Source organism: Nonomuraea candida (assembly GCF_000725485.1).
Classification (GTDB): Bacteria; Actinomycetota; Actinomycetes; order Streptosporangiales; family Streptosporangiaceae; genus Nonomuraea; species Nonomuraea candida.
Map to the genome: position 1 here is coordinate 338,253 of NZ_JOAG01000020.1, position 14,858 is coordinate 353,110.

The window sequence follows — 14,858 nt, forward strand, 5'->3', positions numbered from 1 at the left end:
AGCGGTCACGGCGCGACCGGCCGCACCCAGGAAGGACCGACGGCATGACCGGCTTCACCCTGGACCGTCTCGGCTGGCGGCCGTGGCTGACGCCCCTGAGCGAGGACGAGCTGACCGACGCCCACCGCGAGGCGCTGGTGGACCGGGCGCGCGCCGCCTCGCCGTACTTCCGGCTGCTCGCCCGCGACCCGGAGATCCTGCACGCCCGCACCAAGACCGACCAGGACATCTTCCACCACCCCGACGGCGGCCTGCCGCGCGCCGAGCGGGAGCTGGCGGCCACGGCCACCTCCCGCCACAACGGCTGCGTGTTCTGCGCCTCCGTGCACGCGCGCTTCGCCGCCCACCACTCCAGACGCCCCGACGACGTGCGGCGGCTGCTCGACGAGGGGGTGACCGCCCCGCAGGACGCCAGGTGGCGGGCGATCGTCGACGCCGCCGTGGCGGTCGCCGGCACCCCGGCCGCGCTGGGCCCCGGGCACATCGCCGCGCTGCGCGCGGCCGGGCTCGACGACCTGGCCATCAGCGACGCCATCCACGCCGCCGCGTTCTTCAGCTGGGCCAACCGCCTCATGCTGTCGCTCGGCGAGCCCGCCCCGGAGGCCGGCGCATGAGCGAGCCCCTGCTCGACCACCTGGTCTACGCGGTGCCCGACCTCGCGGCCGGGGTCGAGGAGTTCGCGCGGCTCACCGGGGTCCGCCCGGTGCCGGGCGGCAGCCACCCCGGCGGCACCGCCAACCACCTCGTACGCCTCGGCCCCACCTCCTACCTGGAGATCATCGGCCCCGACCCGCGGGCCACCGTCCGGCCCAGGGCGTTCGGCCTGGAGACCCTGACCGAGCCCCGGCCGGTCGCCTGGGCGGTGCGCCCGCCGGACCTCGGCGAGGCCGTACGGCAGGCGCGCGAGCGTGGCTACGACCCCGGCGAGGTCCGGCCCCTGTCGCGGCGCACCCCGTCGGGCCACCTGCTGGAGTGGCGGCTCACCCGGCGTGACGACCCGGCGGCGGTGCGGCCGGTGCCGTTCCTCATCGACTGGGGCGGCACGCCGCACCCCGCCGCCGGGGACCTGCCGCTGCTGAGCCTGACCTCCTTCTCCGCCGTCCACCCCGACCCCGACGCGCTGCGCCGCGACCTGGCCGCGCTCGGCGTCCGGCTCGACGTCTCCCCGGGGCCCGAGCCGGCGCTGCGCGTCGTGCTCGGCACCCCGCTCGGCCACGTGACCCTGAGGTGACCATGACCACCCTTCGCGAGTACCTGTCCCACAAGCGCACGGCCCTGCTGTCCCGCCGGGCGGCCCCCGGCGCCGGCCCGGTCCCGCTGCACGCCCACGTCACCGCCGAGGGCCGCAGCGGCGTCCGGCGCATCAGGATCAGGGACTTCCAGCTGATCAGCGACAGCCGCCCCGACCTCGCCGGCTACGACCTCGGCCCCGGCTCGCCGGAGCTGCAGGCCGGCGTGCTCGGGAGCTGCGTCACCCACATCTTCCTCATCAAGGCGGCCGAGCTGGAGGTGCCGCTGGACGCGATCGAGGTGGACGTCCGCGCCGAGTACGACCCCAGGGCCCAGCAGCCGGGCGGCAACGACGTCCCGGTGCACCCGTACAGCTTCCGCTACGAGGTGCTGATCGACTCGCCCGCCTCGGACGAGGAGCTGGCCAGGCTGCACGAGGAGGTCGAGCGGGTCTGCCCGATACTCAACCTGCTCCGCAATCCCCAGCCCGTCACCGGATCACTGGTCAGGCTCCACGCGGAGCCGGCCGGCACGTGATCCTCCCGTCCCGACGGTGATCAGGGGGCCGGCAGGGTGCGGCTGCCGTCACAGGAGGCGTTCGCGGCCGGCGGCCGCCGCCTGGCGGACCTCGGTGAAGAACGCGGCGACGCGGCGCTCCTGCCAGTCCTCCTCGTCCTCGTCGTCAAGGTCCTCGTCAAGGTCCTCGTCAAGGTCCTCGTCGAGGTCCCCGTCCTCGTCGAGGTCGGTGGTGTGTTCGGCGTACAGCAGCCAGCAGCCCCGGATGCCGCTGAGCAGGTCCTCCAGCAGGTCGAGGGCGGGGCGGGCGGGGTCGAGCGGCGTGATCCGCAGGGCGAGGGCGTCCGGGCCCAGCTCGGGCCGGTCCTGCCGCCACTTGTCGAGCAGCCGCTCGGCGGCGGCGATGCGCTGCCGGAGCGCCGCGAGGCCGGGGATCTCGCCTTCGGCGACCCGCAGGGCGTCGCGGATCAGCGGCATCACCGCCTGGCGGGGCGAGGCGCCCTCGGCCATCGACTCCAGGACGAGGGTGGGCGTCTCGTGGGGGAGCGCCTCGATGGTGTCGGCCTCGGCGACGACCTGGGTGACGGGCAGGCCGGCGTACTCGGCGGTGACGGTGGCCGCGGCGTGCAGCCAGTGCGCGGCGGCGACGGCGGCCGCGGCCGGGTCGATCTCGGTGAACAGCGCCTCGGGGCCGAACGGGTCGTCATGCAGCAGGTCGCTGGCCTGGGCCACCTGCACCGGGGAGGCGTCCTCGCGGGTCAGGGCGACCGCCTGGCGGGCGCGCCCGGTCAGGTTGCCCAGCTCGGCCTGCTCGACGGCGGCCAGCTCGGCGGCGACGTCGGCGATGACGCGGGCGGCCGGCCCGGCGGCGCGCAGCGGGTGCAGGGCGCGGCCGACCTGGTGGGCGGCCTCCTCGACCCGGATGCCGGAGTGGGCCAGGTAGCCGTCGGAGGGCAGGTGGGGGCTCGTCAACGCGGCGGGGACGCGCGCGAAGGCGTCGCGCTCCTCCTGGCGGCGCTCGCCCTTGGAGCCGGGCTCATGGTCGTCGGCGGCGCTGGCCGGATGGGTGTAGCAGCGCCAGCAGGCTTCGGAGAGCTGGGTCAGCGTCCTGGCCAGGTGCAGGGCGTCGTGGTCGGAGATCCCGGCGGGAAGATCGGCTACGACCACCGCGGTGTCCCCCAGCCCCGTGTTCCAGGAGGCGATCAGGACGTTGCGGCTGCGATCGACGGCGTACCGGGTCAAGGGGGCTCCTCACGGAATCGGTGCTGCGGACACGCCCAGCATGAGGCATCGGCGGCCCGTCACGCGGTTCTGACACCTCCACGGCCAACCGCTGTCTCTTGGCCGGCCGTCAGGGGGTGACGTGCGGGACGCAGGGCATGGCGATCTCCGGGCCCGTGGCCGTCCTCAGCTCAGATCGGACATGTCGAGGACGAAACGGTAGCGGACGTCGTTGCGGCGCAGACGGGCGAGGGCCTCGTTCACCCGCGCCGAGGGGAGCACCTCGACCTCGGCTGCGATGCCCTCACGGGCGCAGAAGTCCAGCATGGCGGCGGTCGCGGGACGGCCGCCGCTGCCCGCGGAGCTGAGCTTCTTGCGCCCCACGAGCAGGTCCGTGGTCTCCACGGTGACCGGCCCGAGGTGCCCGAGCAGGCTGAGCGTGCCGTCCATGGCGACCAGCCGCAGGTACGGGCCGGGGTCGTGCGGCGCGGCGATGGTGTCGATGACGACGTCGAACCCGTCGCGCGCCCGGGCCGGCCACCCGGCGTCGGCGGACAGGAGGAAGTCGTGGGCGCCCAGCCGGCGCGCGTCTCCGGCCTTGCCGGGCGAGCGGCTGACGACCGTCGTCGTGGCGCCGAGGGCCACGGCCATCTTGACCGCCAGGTGCCCCAGACCGCCCAGCCCCGCCACGGCGACGCGGCTGCCCGGCCCCACTCCCAGGGCGTGCAGGGGCTCCCAGACGGTGACGCCGGCGCAGAGCAGCGGAGCGGCGGCGGCCGGGTCCAGGCCGGCGGGCAGCGGGTAGGCGAACCGGTCGCGCACGACGTACTCGCGGGAGAACCCGCCCAGAGTGGGCGTTCCGTCCTGCCGGTCCGTGCCGCCGTAGGTCAGGGTGGGGAAGGCGTGACAGAAGTTCTCCTGACCGGCCCGGCACATGCCGCATTCGCCGCAGGAGTCGACGATGTTGCCGACCGCGACCCGGTCGCCGGGGGAGAAGCGGGTGACGGCGGGCCCGGTCTCGGTCACCACGCCGGTGAACTCGTGCCCCGGCACCAGGGGATGCCCTTCCGCGCCGCCGTGGTCGCGCAGCGCGTGCAGGTCGCTGTGGCAGACGCCGCAGAAGTCGATCCGCACCGCGAGGTCGTCGGGGCGCAGGTCGCGCCGCTCCAGCCGAGTGCGGCGCAGGGTCGCCGTCGCGGCGTTCGCCTGCCATCCGGTGGTGGTCCGCACGGCTTCACTCCTTAAACAGACTATTCGGTCTGTTTCACCGTAAGGCGTCACCGGCCGCTTGGCAAACCAACTGTTCTGTCTGCTAGCGTCGTCCTCATGGCGGATCAGCCCCAGACCGCGCGCGGAGCCGCGACCTACCGGCGCATCCTCGACGTGGCCACCCGCGAGTTCGCCCGGCACGGCATCGCCGGGGCGCGCATCGAGCGCGTCGTGTCCGCCGCCGGCACCAACAAGGCCCAGCTCTACGCCTACTTCGGCAACAAGGAGCAGCTCTTCGACGCGATCTTCTTCAGCTCGCTGGAGCGGATCGTCAACGTCGTCCCCATCGACGCGGACGACCTCGCCGACTGGGCCGTGCGCCTCTACGACGAATACCTGCGCCGCCCCGACCTCATCCGGCTGGCCACCTGGGCCCGCCTCGAACGCCGCCCGGCCGGCCACCTGGTGGAGGAGCACGACCGCCTCGACGACCCCAAGCTGCGCGCCATCGCCGAGGCCCAGACCGCCGGCCGGGTGCGCCAGGGCGACCCGTTCGACCTGATGGCCATGGTGATCGCCATGTCCATGGCCTGGTCGCCGGTCAGCAACGTCTACGCGGCCACGGCGGAGGAGCCCTCCGAGGTCCACGACCGGCGCCGCGCCCTGCTGCGCGAATCCGTCCGCCGCGCCGTCGCTCCCGGGTGAGGCCACCCGGAACCGGGCTCCCGGCTCCCCCGGCCGGCGGGCCGGGGCTCTCGCGGCGGAGGACGCGTCACAGGAGCGGGACAGCGGGGCAGCGGCCCCTCATCGGCGGCGTCCGGGGGCGCTCAGCACGTCGGCGAGGTCGTCCACCGGCAGCCCCCGGCCCGGCCGGGCCCGGGGCGCGGTGATGGTCATCGGCTTGTCCCAGCCCCGGTACTGCGTGGCCAGGTGCCCCCGCAGGATCCGGTCGTGCCCCAGCCCCGGGACCGCGGGCCGGGGATGCGCGTAGAACCGCCACCCGACCCGGTACGGCCACCCCCGGTCGTCGTACATGTACGTCCACGTCACCTCCGCCGTCCCCACGGCCGCCGTCCCCGCGGCCTCGCGGAAGCTGGGGGAGACGCGGTGGAGCTCCTTGAGCGTGATCGTCCCGGTCAGGGTGTGGATCCGCTGCCTGCGGCCCGTGGTGCGGTCCGTGGTCCACGGCCCGACGCTCTTGCGGCTCTTGAGGGACAGCAGCGTGCGCAGCGTGGCCGGTTCCAGGACGTTGACGAGCTGATCGCCGTACGCGGCGGCGGCGCCGCTGGCGCGGCCGGTGCGCACCCAGGTCTTCGAGCCCGGCGCGAGCTGGTACTGCCGCCCGCCCACGCTGACCGTGCGCAGCGTCCCCACCGTGCGGAGCACGCCGGCGAAGTAGGGGTCGTCCGGCGCCGCCTCCTCCATCAGCTCCTTGTTGGACACGCTGAGCTGCCGGACGTGCTCCGAGGCGATCACCCCGGCCCGGCCCAGCTTGACCCGGCCGGTGCCGCGCAGCCCCATGCCGCTGCCGATGAAGGTGCGCCTGCCGTTGCTCAGCACCACCTCCTTGGACAGGTCGGTGGAGACCTGGCCGTGGAACTCGGTCGTCGCGCCGGCGCCGCGGGCGAGCAACGCGCGCAGGCCCGCCATCGGATCGGGCTCGGCTGCGGCGTGGAGCGTGGCGGGCGCGGCGGTGACGAGGGTCAAGGCGACGATGAGGGGGTGCATGCCGTCCATCCTGCTGGGGGTGAAGATCCCGGTTCCGGATGGAGCGAATCTAGCGCGTGTGTGGAGCGCGGAGATTCTGGGCTCTGGCTCACTCGCGATGATCTCGGTGACAGAGCGTGCCGGGGGTCAGGAGCAGCGGAGGACGCGGGCCCGTAGAAGGTCGAAGTTTGCGCGGCCGAACATCTGCCGGGGCTGTGCCCCGGGGCCTTGCCGGCCGGAGCGGCGATCGGGCAGGACCGCCGCCCCGATATCGCCGGCGGTTCAGACGATCCTGATCCCCTGGATGCGGACCCCACCGGGATGGTTCGGCCAGGTGAACACGGTCCACTTCGGGATCGGCTGAGCCGGCTGCCACCTTCCGTCCCCGTACCACTGGACGCGGTTGTTACCGGTCGAGATCCGGGTGACCCACCAGATGTTCAGGGCGTACATATCCTCTCCGGCGTTGGCGTAACAGTAGTCGACCGACGAGCTGCCGGTTGCGTGGATTGTGGCGCGCACGAGGTCGGTCCGGCCGGCGCACGGGACCTCATTGATCGCGTACGCGGCCGTCGGGAGGGCGACGGCAAGTGAGGCCGTCACCGCGACGGACGCCAGAGCGGTCAGGCCCGCGCGTTTGGCGATGCGTTTCATGGACTTCTCCTTTGCAGGTGAGATTCATGCGGTGGAAACGAGTGCATCGGTGCTGGTCTCCACCCTCGTCGCATCGCCAGGGGACAGAAAGTGCACTGTGCGGCCTATGGACTGTCAGTACCAGGCTGTCTCAGATGCCGTGGCAGCCACATACTCGGGTATATGAGCGGATCCAGGGAACTAGGCAAGGCGCTACGCGGCTGGCGCGACCGTATCTCTCCCGCCGCACTAGGAATGACCGCCAAGGGGGTACGGCGGGCCGCCGGGTTACGGCGCGAGGAACTGGCGCAGCTGGCCGGCCTGTCGGTGGACTACATCGTCCGCCTGGAACAGGGCCGGGCCACCTCCCCTTCAGCGCAGGTGCTGTCCGCGCTGGCCCGCGCGCTGCGGCTGTCGGAGGCCGAGCGCGAACATCTCTTTCTCCTCGCGGGCCAGCCGCCACCAGCCCCCGGAAAGGTGCCGGCCCACATCCCGCCGAGCGTGCGGCGGCTGCTCGACCAGCTCGACGGCACGGCGCTGAACGTGTGCGACGCGAGCTGGAACATCATCCTGTGGAACCCGTTGTGGGCTGCCTTGTGCGGGGACGCGTCCACCTGGCCCAGACGCGAGCGCAACGTCGCCTGGCGGATCTTCACCGGGGTCGGCCACATTCCCGAGCAGGCGGGCCGGTTCGAGACGGCCGTCGTCGCCGATCTGCGGGCGGCGACCGCCCGCTACCCCGCCGATGCCGGCCTGCGCTCCTTGATCGAGGACTTACGGGCCGTCAGCCCCACCTTCGCGCACCTGTGGGACACCGGAGCCGTAGGCGTCCACGAACCCCACACCACGACCATCCACCACCCCGACGCCGGCCCGCTCACCCTCGACTGCGACATCCTCACCGCCCCGGGCAGCGACCTGCGCATCGTCGCCTTCACCGCCGCCCCCGGCAGCGCCGCCGCCGACCGGCTCAAACTCCTCAACATCATCGGCACCAGCGCCATGCACGCGTCGGGCTCGGAACTGACATGAAGTCCGCGCGAGCGGCCGGCGTTATCTCCGCGCTCGACCGCGTGGTCACACCTGCCGCACGATCTCGTCGATGAGCGTGGCCAGGCGGCGCGGCTGCGCCAGGAACGGGGAGTGGCCGCCGGGGAGGCGGCGGACCTCGGCGGCCTGGGCCGCCATCCGCTCCTGGAGGGCGGGCGGGAGGGCCTGGTCCTGCGCGGCGATGACGTAGGTGGAGGGGATGTCGCGCCAGGCGGCCGCGGTGACCTTCTCCGTGAAGGAGAGCCTGCTCTGGCCGACCAGGCGGCTCAGCTCCCGCTCGGCCTCGTCGTCGGGCAGGTCGCCGTACAGGGAGGTGCGGGGGTCGTCGAGGAGGGGGTACAGGCCGCCGGTGTCGTCGGTCTCGGGCAGGCCGTGCAGGGTGTAGAGCGACTGTCCCTCGTCCGGCATGTACGCGGCCAGGTAGATCAGGCGTACGACGTCGCGCGCGCCGGCGGCGGCCTCGGTCATCGGGATGCCCGCGTAGGAGTGCCCGAGCAGCACGACCGGCCCGTCGGCCGCCGCCAGCTCGGCGGCCAGCACGGCGGCGTCGTCGTGCATGCCCGCGGTGGGGTGGTCGCCGGAGCTCGGCAGCGCGGGGGCGAGCGTGTCGTAGCCCAGCGAGCGCAGCTCGGTCTCGAGCTTGGCCCAGGTGCCCGGCCGGTGCCAGGCGCCGTGGACCAGCATCACGGTGGTCATGAACGGTACTCCCAGGGGGTCGTCGGTGCGGGGATCGGGATGCGCGGGGCTCGCGGACGGCGGGCCGCGCCACGCTGGTCGCCGCCGTGGACGCGGCCCTCGGCGCCGGTCAGCCGCAGCCTATAAGGTGGATCTTACATGTATGGCTACCTACTGTAACTATATCGCTACTTTAAGTTATAAGTCCTGTTGGGGATGCTTCTAGGGTCAGGACGCGTGGGAGATGCGCGTCCTCAACCTCCAGAAGGGAATCCCCATGAGTCACGACCGCATCACCACCGCCGCCCCGGCCGGCTACGAGCCGCCCGAGGTCCGGGAGCTGGGCGACTTCACCGAAGAGACCCAGGCCTATGCCATGTACGGAGGCGACTGGCCCTTCCCGCGCCGTTACTACCGGCCGTGACGGCGTCCTCGCCCGAAGCGGCGGCCGGCGCGGACTGGTTCGTGGTGCTGCCCGACAGCGCCGCGGCGGCCGGGCCGGCCGCCGCCCTGGCCACGCTGCCGGGGGCGGTCGTGGCACTGCGGCACGCCTCCGGACGCCCCTGCCTGGTCGGCTGCTTCACCACCTGCCGGCCCGTGTGCGCCCGCGCGGGCACGACCGCGGCCGCCGTCGTCGGGCACAGCGCGATCACCTCCATCGAGCTGGCGCGCCACCTGGGCCGCCTGCGGCATCGAGACCACGCCGACGCGCTGGCCGAGCGCATCCCCGGCAGCTACCACCTCGTCCTCACCGCCGACGGCGCGGTGCGCGCCCAGGGCACCGCCTCCGGGCTGCGCCGCCTGTTCCACACCGGCCTCGGCGACGTGACCGTGGTGGGGGACCGGGCCGCCCTGCTGGCCCGGCTGCGCCCGGCTGGCGCCGAGCTCGACGCCGAACGCCTCGCCCTCCACCTGCCGGCGCTGCGGCCTCCGGCGGAGCTGGCCGGCACGCTGTGGCGCGGCGTGCACCCCGTACCGGCGGGTGAAGCCGCCTATCTCGACGGCGACGGCCCGCTGCGGCTGCGCCCCTGGTGGCGGCCGCCGCCCGCGCACCTGCCCCTGGCCCAGGCCGCGCCCGCCTTCGCCGAGGCGCTGCGGCGCGCCGTGGACGTACGCGTGACGGCCGGCGCGACCGTGGCCGCCGACCTGTCCGGCGGGCTGGACTCCACCCCACTGTGCTTCCTGGCCCAGGCCGCCGCCCGCGCCCGTGGCGCCCGGCTGGTCACCTTCCGGATGGGCCAGCGCGACCCCGACCACGACGACGAGCCGTGGGCCCGCCGCGCCGCCGCGCACCTGGACGCCGAGCACCTCGTCGCCGCCCCCGGCACGCTGCCCGGCTGGTTCTCCGGCGTCGCCACCCCCGTCACCGGCCTGGACGAGCCGCTGCTCGGCCTGCACGCCCTGCACCGCATGACCGCCGTCGCCGCCCTGCTGGCCGGGCACGGCGCACGCCTCCACCTGGGCGGGCACGGCGGCGACGAGCTGCTCACCCCCACCCACGGCTACCTGCACGACCTGGCGCGCATCCGGCCCTCCGCACTGTGGTGGCACCTGCGCCACCATCGGGTCCTGGAACGGTGGAGCCGCCGCGCCACCCTGGCCGCGCTGGCCGACCGGCGCGACTATCCCACCTGGCTGGCCGCGCAGGCCGCCCTGCTCGCCGCGTCCGCGCCGCCCCCGGGCGGGCCCGAGATGGGCTGGCAGGTGGCGCCGCGCCTGCCGTCCTGGGTCACCCGCGAGGCCGCTGCCACCGCCGCCCGGCTGCTCGGCCGGGCCGCCCGGGCCGCCCGCCCGCTCGCCCCCCTGCGCTCCCAGCACCAGGTCATCACCCACCTGCGCATCTCCGCCGCCGGCTTCGGGCCGCTGCACGACCTCACCGCCGCCCACGGCGCCGCCCTGCACGTCCCCTACTACGACGACCACGTCATGACCGCCGTGCTGGCCACCCGCATCGACCACCTCGTCCGGCCCGGCGCCTGCAAACCCCTCACCGTCGCGGCCATGACCGGCCGGGTGCCGGCCGCCTGCCTGGCCCGCACCACCAAGGCCGACTTCGGCACCGACCTCTACGACGGGCTGGCCCGCCATCGCGACGAGCTGATCGCGATGGCCGGCGACTCCCGCCTGGCCGGGCTCGGCCTGGCCGATCCGGCGGCTCTGCGCCGGGCCTGCCTGCACACCCCCGCCGACAGCGCCCTGCTGGAGCTGATGAGCCTGGTCGCCGTCGAGAACTGGCTGCGCGCCCTGCCCCCGAGCCTCGCCCCGCCTGCTGTGCCGGCCGAGACAGCCGCCCGCCTCGCCCCGCCGGCTGAGGCCTCCACCGGCCTCGCCCCGCCTCCCGACCCGCACACGCCGCGCTGCCCGCCGTCCCGGCCGGACCCGGCACGCCCGTCTTCTCACCAGGACACGGCGGGCCGCGCGTCCTCCTCCCCCTCGCCGCCGGAGCCGGGCGGGTTCCGGCTGCGCCGCGGGGTCATCTGCACGCCCGTCGAGGACGGCGCGGTGCTGCTGGACGAGCGCACCGGCCGCTACCGGCAGCTCAACCCGACCGCCTACCTCGTCGTGCGGGCCCTGCTCGACGGCGCGACACCCGCGGAGGCCGCCCGCCGGCTCGTCACCGCCCATCCCGGGGCCGCCCCCACCGCCACGGCCGACGTCGCCGCCCTGCTGGAACGCCTGCACGCCGCCGGCCTGACCGAGACCACCGCCCCACCGTGACCCTCCAGCCCGGCCTCCCGGACCGCCCGCGGACCCGCCACCTGCTGCGCCTGCTGCGCACGCACCGGCCGGCCGTCGCGGCGGCGGTGGCGCTCAGCCTGGCCGGCCTCGGGCTCGGCCTGCTCCAGCCGCTCCTGGCCAAGAACGCCATCGACGCGGCCGGGGCGGGACGCGCGTTCGCCGGCACCCTCGCCGTCCTGGCCGCGCTGTTCGCGACGCAGGCCACGGCGGACGCCTTCGCGACCTACCTCATGGGCCGCACGGCCGAACGCGCCGTCCTGCGCGTACGCACCGCCATGATCGCGCGGCTGCTGCGGCTGCCCATGGCCGAGTACGACCGCCGGCGCACCGGGGACCTCATCTCCCGCGCCACCACCGACACCGACCGGCTCCGCGAGGTGATCGCGCACGCCGTCGTGGACCTCACCACCAGCGTCCTGACCGCGCTGGTGGCGATCGGCCTGATGGTCTGGCTCGACCCCGTGCTGTTCGTGCTGATCCTCGCCGTCATCGCGGTGGCCGCCGCGCTGGTGGGCGGCCTGCTGGCGGGCATCCGCACGGCGGCGGAACACGGCCAGGCGAGCGTCGGGGCGATGAGCGCGGACCTGGAGCGCGCCCTGACCGCGATCCGCACCGTACGGGCCGGCCGCGCCGAGGCCCGGGAGGCCGCCAGGATCGGCGCGGCGGCCGAGGCCGCGTGCGCCGCCGGCGTCCGCGCCGCGAAACTGGTCTCGACCGTCCAGCCCGCGATGAAGCTGGCCGCCAACGGCTCCTTCCTGCTGATGCTGTTCATCGGCGGCGTACGGGTCGCCACCGGCGCCACCACGCTGGGCGACCTCGTGGCCGTCCTGATGTACGCGCTCTATCTCGTCATGCCCGTCGGCACCATGTTCGAGGCCGTCGCCACGCTCCGCCGCGGGCAGGGCGCCCTGCAACGCGTCCACGAGGTGCTGAACCTGCCCGTCGAAACCGACACCTCGCCCGAGCCGCACCCGGCGCGGGGCCCCGGACACCTCGCCGGCCGACCGCCGGCGCCGTGCACCTCCGCCGGGGAGCCGCCGGCGCTGGCCTTCCGGGACGTCTGGTTCGCTTACCAGGACCGGCCGGTGCTGCGTGGCGTGTCCTTCACCGTCCCGCAGCGCACCCATGTCGCCCTGGTGGGCCCCTCCGGCGCCGGCAAGTCCACGATCTTCGCGCTGATCAGCCGGTTCTACGACCCCGACAGGGGCGTCATCCTGTTCGACGGTGTGCCGGCCGACCGCCTCACCCGCCAGGACTGCCGGTCCCGCATCGGCCTGGTCGAGCAGGACGCCCCCCTCCTCCACGGCACCCTGCTCGACAACCTCACCTACGCCGCCCCCGACGCCGACGAGAGCCGCGTCGCGCGCGCCGTCGACCTGGCCGGCCTGCGGGACACGATCGACCGCCTGCCCGGCGGGCTGGCCGCGCCGGTCGGCGAGCGCGGGATCCGCCTGTCCGGCGGCGAACGCCAGCGCGTGGCCGTCGCCCGCGCGCTGCTCACCCGGCCCCGCCTGCTGCTCATGGACGAGCCCACCGCGCACCTCGACCCGGCCGCCGAAGCGGCACTCGCCGCGACCACCGCGGCCGTCTCCCGGACCTGCGCGCTGCTGGTCATCGCGCACCGGCTGTCCACCATCCGTGCCGCCCGCCACATCGTCGTGCTCGGGCACGGGCGAGTGCTGGCCACGGGCGCCTACGACGAACTCCTCGCCACCAGCCACGCCTTCCGCGCCTTCGCCGCCCGCTGAACCCCCGCGAACGTCACCTCAGGGGTTTCCGCACCGGCGGGGCCGCTCAGGTCATGGGCCCGAGGACGGCGCGGGCGCGCCGGACGGTCCTGGCGGCGTTCCGGCAGAGCCGCCGGACGGCGGCACGTCGCCCGGCCGCAGGAGCCCGGGGTGCCGCTCGGAGATCTCTTCGAGCCGGGCGCGGAGCTCGTGCAACTCGGTCAGGACGAGCTGGAGGTCGGCCTGGCTGCGGGTCTCGGCCGCCGAGGTCTGCTGGAACCGTTCGACGAACCAGGCGGCGATCGAGGCCGTGACGACACCGAGCAGGGCGATGCCCGACAACATCAGCGTCGCCGCGATGAGCCGCCCCTCCAGGGTGGTGGGGTAGAGGTCGCCGTACCCGACCGTGGTCATGGTCGTCAGCGACCACCAGAGGGCGTCGGACAGCGTGAGGATGGTGGGGTCCGGAGAGCGCCGCTCGGCGTCGAGCACGGCGATGCCGCCGACGAGGGCCAGGAAGACGGCCCAGCCGCTGACGTACACGGTGACGCGCATCCGCAGCGGCAGCGTGACCCGGCGCATCAGCACGGTCAGCAGCAGCAGCGAGCGCAGCACCGCCAGCGGGCGCAGCAGCGGCAGCAGCACGACCAGCAGCGACGGGAGGTGGGTGACGACGAAGTGCCGCCGCTGCTCGGCCAGCCACACCCTGATCAGGTAGTCGGCGGCGAAGGTCGCCCAGGCCGCCGCCTGCACCCGTTCGCACCAGGCCACCGTGCCGTCGTCGAGCTGGGGCAGCACGATCGGCAGGGCCCAGGCGACCAGGAAGAGCAGGCCGACGCCGAGCAGCGCGGGACCCGTTCTCCGCTCCCACGTCCGCAGCCGCCGCGATCGGGAGGGTGCGCTGCCGGGCTGGTTCATCGTGTTCGGCTTCCGTCCGTCGTGTGTGCTGCCATGCCCGGCCGCGTGACGAGGCCCCGGCCGCTCGCGCGCGCCGATCCCGGGGAACGGTGGGCGGAGGGGAGTGGCCCCCATGCCGGGAAGCACGACGGCGACGGCCGGTTGCCGCAGGAGGCGGTGAGCGGTGGAACGCGGGCCGCCCGTCCGGCAAGGGGGACATCACGGCCGGGCGGGCGAGCGAGCACCCCAGGGGCACCTTATGCGACCGGCCCGTCCTCAAACCGGTCCGGCGCCGAAGCGCGCTCGCTGACCCTGTCCCTGCATGACGACTCGCCGCTTCGAGCCGCCCCGGCAATCTATTGCATAGTGCAAGCATGTGTCCAGGGCCACACCCGGCCGGCGCTCGCCCCCGGGGGAGCGGCGCGACGGTGACCACGAGGCCTCATCCCGCCCCGGGGGTGGCGGCGTGGCGGTGACCGCGAGGCGTCATCGGCTCGTAAGATTCGGGCCCGCGGCTCGTGTCTATGCTCGCGACGTGCTGAGAATTCGTGTGACCGCCGCCGCCGTCGCGGCGGGATTGCTGGCCGCCGGCTGCGGCGCGGCCGGCGAGATGGGAAGCGGCGACATGCGGGCGACGGCGATGTCGCCGGCCCCCGCGCCCGCTTCGCCGACGGTGCCGACGCCCGCGCCGGCGACGGCGACCGGGACGACGGCGAGCGCCGCGCCCGAGGCGACGGCCACCGGCCGGGCGGGCGTGCCCGAGGCGCTGCGCTTCACCGCCGCCACCCTGGACGGGCAGCGGTTCGACGGCGCGAGCCTGGCGGGCAGGCCGGTGGTGTTCTGGTTCTGGGCGCCGTGGTGCCCCAAGTGCCTGTCGGAGGCCCCGAACGTCAAGGCGGCCGCCGCCAAGCACCAGGACGTCGCGTTCGTCGGGGTCGCCGGGCTGGACGGGGAGGCGGCGATGAAGGACTTCGTACGGCGCACCGGGACCGGCGGCTTCGTCCAGGTGTCGGACGAGAAGGGCGCGGTGTGGACCCGGCTCGGGGTCAGCAGCCAGTCCACGTTCGTGTTCATGAAGAAGGACGGATCGGTGGAGAAGGCGTCCGGGCCGCTCGGCGCCGACGACCTCGACCGCCATGTCGCCAGGCTGCGCACACCGTGACGCGTCGCCAGGCTGCACACTTCGTGACGCGTCGCCGGGTCGCGCACCCGCTGCGGCGTCGCCAGGCTCCCCACACGGTGAGGTGTCGCGAG

At 74.6% G+C, this 14,858-nt stretch carries 15 protein-coding genes; 9 read left to right on the forward strand and 6 right to left on the reverse strand.

Features of this window, described 5'->3' with window-relative positions; all coding sequences use genetic code 11:
* Nucleotides 1-44 precede the first annotated feature (44 nt).
* Genes IO39_RS21810 through IO39_RS21820 form a run of 3 tightly spaced genes read left to right on the forward strand, consistent with a single transcriptional unit; the run spans nt 45 to nt 1,767 of the window.
* A complete protein-coding gene (locus IO39_RS21810) occupies nt 45-614 on the forward strand; it encodes an alkylhydroperoxidase domain protein (RefSeq protein WP_043625993.1) in 570 nt (189 codons plus the stop codon).
* A complete protein-coding gene (locus tag IO39_RS21815) occupies nt 611-1,231 on the forward strand; it encodes a VOC family protein (RefSeq protein WP_043625996.1) in 621 nt (206 codons plus the stop codon). The genes IO39_RS21810 and IO39_RS21815 overlap by 4 nt, the downstream gene beginning before the upstream one ends.
* A 2-nt stretch (nt 1,232-1,233) precedes the next feature.
* Nucleotides 1,234-1,767: an OsmC family protein gene (locus IO39_RS21820; RefSeq protein WP_043625999.1), complete on the forward strand. Its 534-nt coding sequence runs from the start codon at nt 1,234-1,236 to the stop codon at nt 1,765-1,767.
* Between the two features lie 48 nt (nt 1,768-1,815).
* Here the strand turns inward: IO39_RS21820 and IO39_RS21825 are convergent, their stop codons facing one another.
* Together IO39_RS21825 and IO39_RS21830 are read right to left on the reverse strand one after the other, a co-directional pair.
* The gene (locus IO39_RS21825) at nt 1,816-2,988 is read right to left on the reverse strand and encodes a hypothetical protein (RefSeq protein ID WP_211267100.1); all 1,173 of its coding nucleotides are present in this window, start codon (nt 2,986-2,988) and stop codon (nt 1,816-1,818) included.
* 165 nt (nt 2,989-3,153) lie between these two features.
* Nucleotides 3,154-4,197: an NAD(P)-dependent alcohol dehydrogenase gene (locus IO39_RS21830; protein ID WP_043626003.1), complete on the reverse strand. Its 1,044-nt coding sequence runs from the start codon at nt 4,195-4,197 to the stop codon at nt 3,154-3,156.
* Between the two features lie 96 nt (nt 4,198-4,293).
* Between IO39_RS21830 and IO39_RS21835 the strand changes: the two genes are divergently transcribed.
* The gene (locus IO39_RS21835) at nt 4,294-4,881 is read left to right on the forward strand and encodes a TetR/AcrR family transcriptional regulator (RefSeq protein WP_043626005.1); all 588 of its coding nucleotides are present in this window, start codon (nt 4,294-4,296) and stop codon (nt 4,879-4,881) included.
* Nucleotides 4,882-4,980: 99 nt separating this feature from the next.
* Here IO39_RS21835 and IO39_RS21840 read toward each other — a convergent pair whose 3' ends face one another.
* Together IO39_RS21840 and IO39_RS21845 are read right to left on the reverse strand one after the other, a co-directional pair.
* Nucleotides 4,981-5,904 carry a hypothetical protein gene (locus tag IO39_RS21840; protein WP_157548736.1) on the reverse strand — a complete coding sequence of 308 codons (924 nt, stop codon included), beginning with the start codon at nt 5,902-5,904 and terminating at the stop codon, nt 4,981-4,983.
* 261 nt (nt 5,905-6,165) lie between these two features.
* Entirely contained in the window at nt 6,166-6,537 is a 372-nt protein-coding gene (locus tag IO39_RS21845) for a beta/gamma crystallin domain-containing protein (RefSeq protein ID WP_043626010.1), read from the reverse strand.
* A gap of 162 nt (nt 6,538-6,699) precedes the next feature.
* On the opposite strand from IO39_RS21845, the gene IO39_RS21850 reads away from it, so the two are divergent.
* Nucleotides 6,700-7,548, forward strand: a complete 849-nt coding sequence (locus IO39_RS21850) for a helix-turn-helix transcriptional regulator (RefSeq protein WP_043626016.1) — start codon at nt 6,700-6,702, stop codon at nt 7,546-7,548.
* Nucleotides 7,549-7,593: 45 nt separating this feature from the next.
* On the opposite strand, the gene IO39_RS21855 is transcribed toward IO39_RS21850, so the two are convergent.
* Nucleotides 7,594-8,262 (reverse strand): alpha/beta hydrolase, encoded by a 669-nt coding sequence (locus IO39_RS21855; RefSeq protein ID WP_043626018.1) that lies wholly within the window; start codon nt 8,260-8,262, stop codon nt 7,594-7,596.
* A gap of 256 nt (nt 8,263-8,518) precedes the next feature.
* On the opposite strand from IO39_RS21855, the gene IO39_RS21860 reads away from it, so the two are divergent.
* Genes IO39_RS21860 through IO39_RS21870 form a run of 3 tightly spaced genes read left to right on the forward strand, consistent with a single transcriptional unit; the run spans nt 8,519 to nt 12,728 of the window.
* A complete protein-coding gene (locus IO39_RS21860; protein ID WP_169789091.1) occupies nt 8,519-8,665 on the forward strand; it encodes a lasso RiPP family leader peptide-containing protein in 147 nt (48 codons plus the stop codon).
* On the forward strand, nt 8,662-10,959 hold the full coding sequence (locus IO39_RS21865) for a lasso peptide biosynthesis PqqD family chaperone (protein WP_052423188.1): 2,298 nt from the start codon (nt 8,662-8,664) through the stop codon (nt 10,957-10,959). Before IO39_RS21860 ends, IO39_RS21865 begins: the two co-directional genes overlap by 4 nt.
* A complete protein-coding gene (locus tag IO39_RS21870) occupies nt 10,956-12,728 on the forward strand; it encodes an ABC transporter ATP-binding protein (RefSeq protein ID WP_052423189.1) in 1,773 nt (590 codons plus the stop codon). Before IO39_RS21865 ends, IO39_RS21870 begins: the two co-directional genes overlap by 4 nt.
* Nucleotides 12,729-12,779: 51 nt before the next feature.
* Here the strand turns inward: IO39_RS21870 and IO39_RS21875 are convergent, their stop codons facing one another.
* Complete coding sequence (locus IO39_RS21875) at nt 12,780-13,625, reverse strand: potassium channel family protein (RefSeq protein WP_052423190.1); 846 nt, start codon at nt 13,623-13,625, stop codon at nt 12,780-12,782.
* Nucleotides 13,626-14,139: 514 nt separating this feature from the next.
* Here IO39_RS21875 and IO39_RS21880 point away from each other — a divergent pair.
* A complete protein-coding gene (locus tag IO39_RS21880) occupies nt 14,140-14,766 on the forward strand; it encodes a TlpA family protein disulfide reductase (RefSeq protein WP_157548738.1) in 627 nt (208 codons plus the stop codon).
* The last annotated feature ends 92 nt before the right edge of the window (nt 14,767-14,858 follow it).

What these genes read in the sequence shown, in the direction of transcription:
- IO39_RS21810 (WP_043625993.1), top strand. Translation starts at nt 45, where the DNA reads ATGACCGGCTTCACCCTGGACCGTCTCGGCTGGCGGCCGTGGCTGACG.
- IO39_RS21815 (WP_043625996.1), top strand. Translation starts at nt 611, where the DNA reads ATGAGCGAGCCCCTGCTCGACCACCTGGTCTACGCGGTGCCCGACCTC.
- IO39_RS21820 (WP_043625999.1), top strand. Translation starts at nt 1,234, where the DNA reads ATGACCACCCTTCGCGAGTACCTGTCCCACAAGCGCACGGCCCTGCTG.
- IO39_RS21835 (WP_043626005.1), top strand. Translation starts at nt 4,294, where the DNA reads ATGGCGGATCAGCCCCAGACCGCGCGCGGAGCCGCGACCTACCGGCGC.
- IO39_RS21840 (WP_157548736.1), bottom strand. Translation starts at nt 5,904, where the DNA reads ATGCACCCCCTCATCGTCGCCTTGACCCTCGTCACCGCCGCGCCCGCC.
- IO39_RS21845 (WP_043626010.1), bottom strand. Translation starts at nt 6,537, where the DNA reads ATGAAACGCATCGCCAAACGCGCGGGCCTGACCGCTCTGGCGTCCGTC.
- IO39_RS21850 (WP_043626016.1), top strand. Translation starts at nt 6,700, where the DNA reads ATGAGCGGATCCAGGGAACTAGGCAAGGCGCTACGCGGCTGGCGCGAC.
- IO39_RS21855 (WP_043626018.1), bottom strand. Translation starts at nt 8,262, where the DNA reads ATGACCACCGTGATGCTGGTCCACGGCGCCTGGCACCGGCCGGGCACC.
- IO39_RS21860 (WP_169789091.1), top strand. Translation starts at nt 8,519, where the DNA reads ATGAGTCACGACCGCATCACCACCGCCGCCCCGGCCGGCTACGAGCCG.
- IO39_RS21875 (WP_052423190.1), bottom strand. Translation starts at nt 13,625, where the DNA reads ATGAACCAGCCCGGCAGCGCACCCTCCCGATCGCGGCGGCTGCGGACG.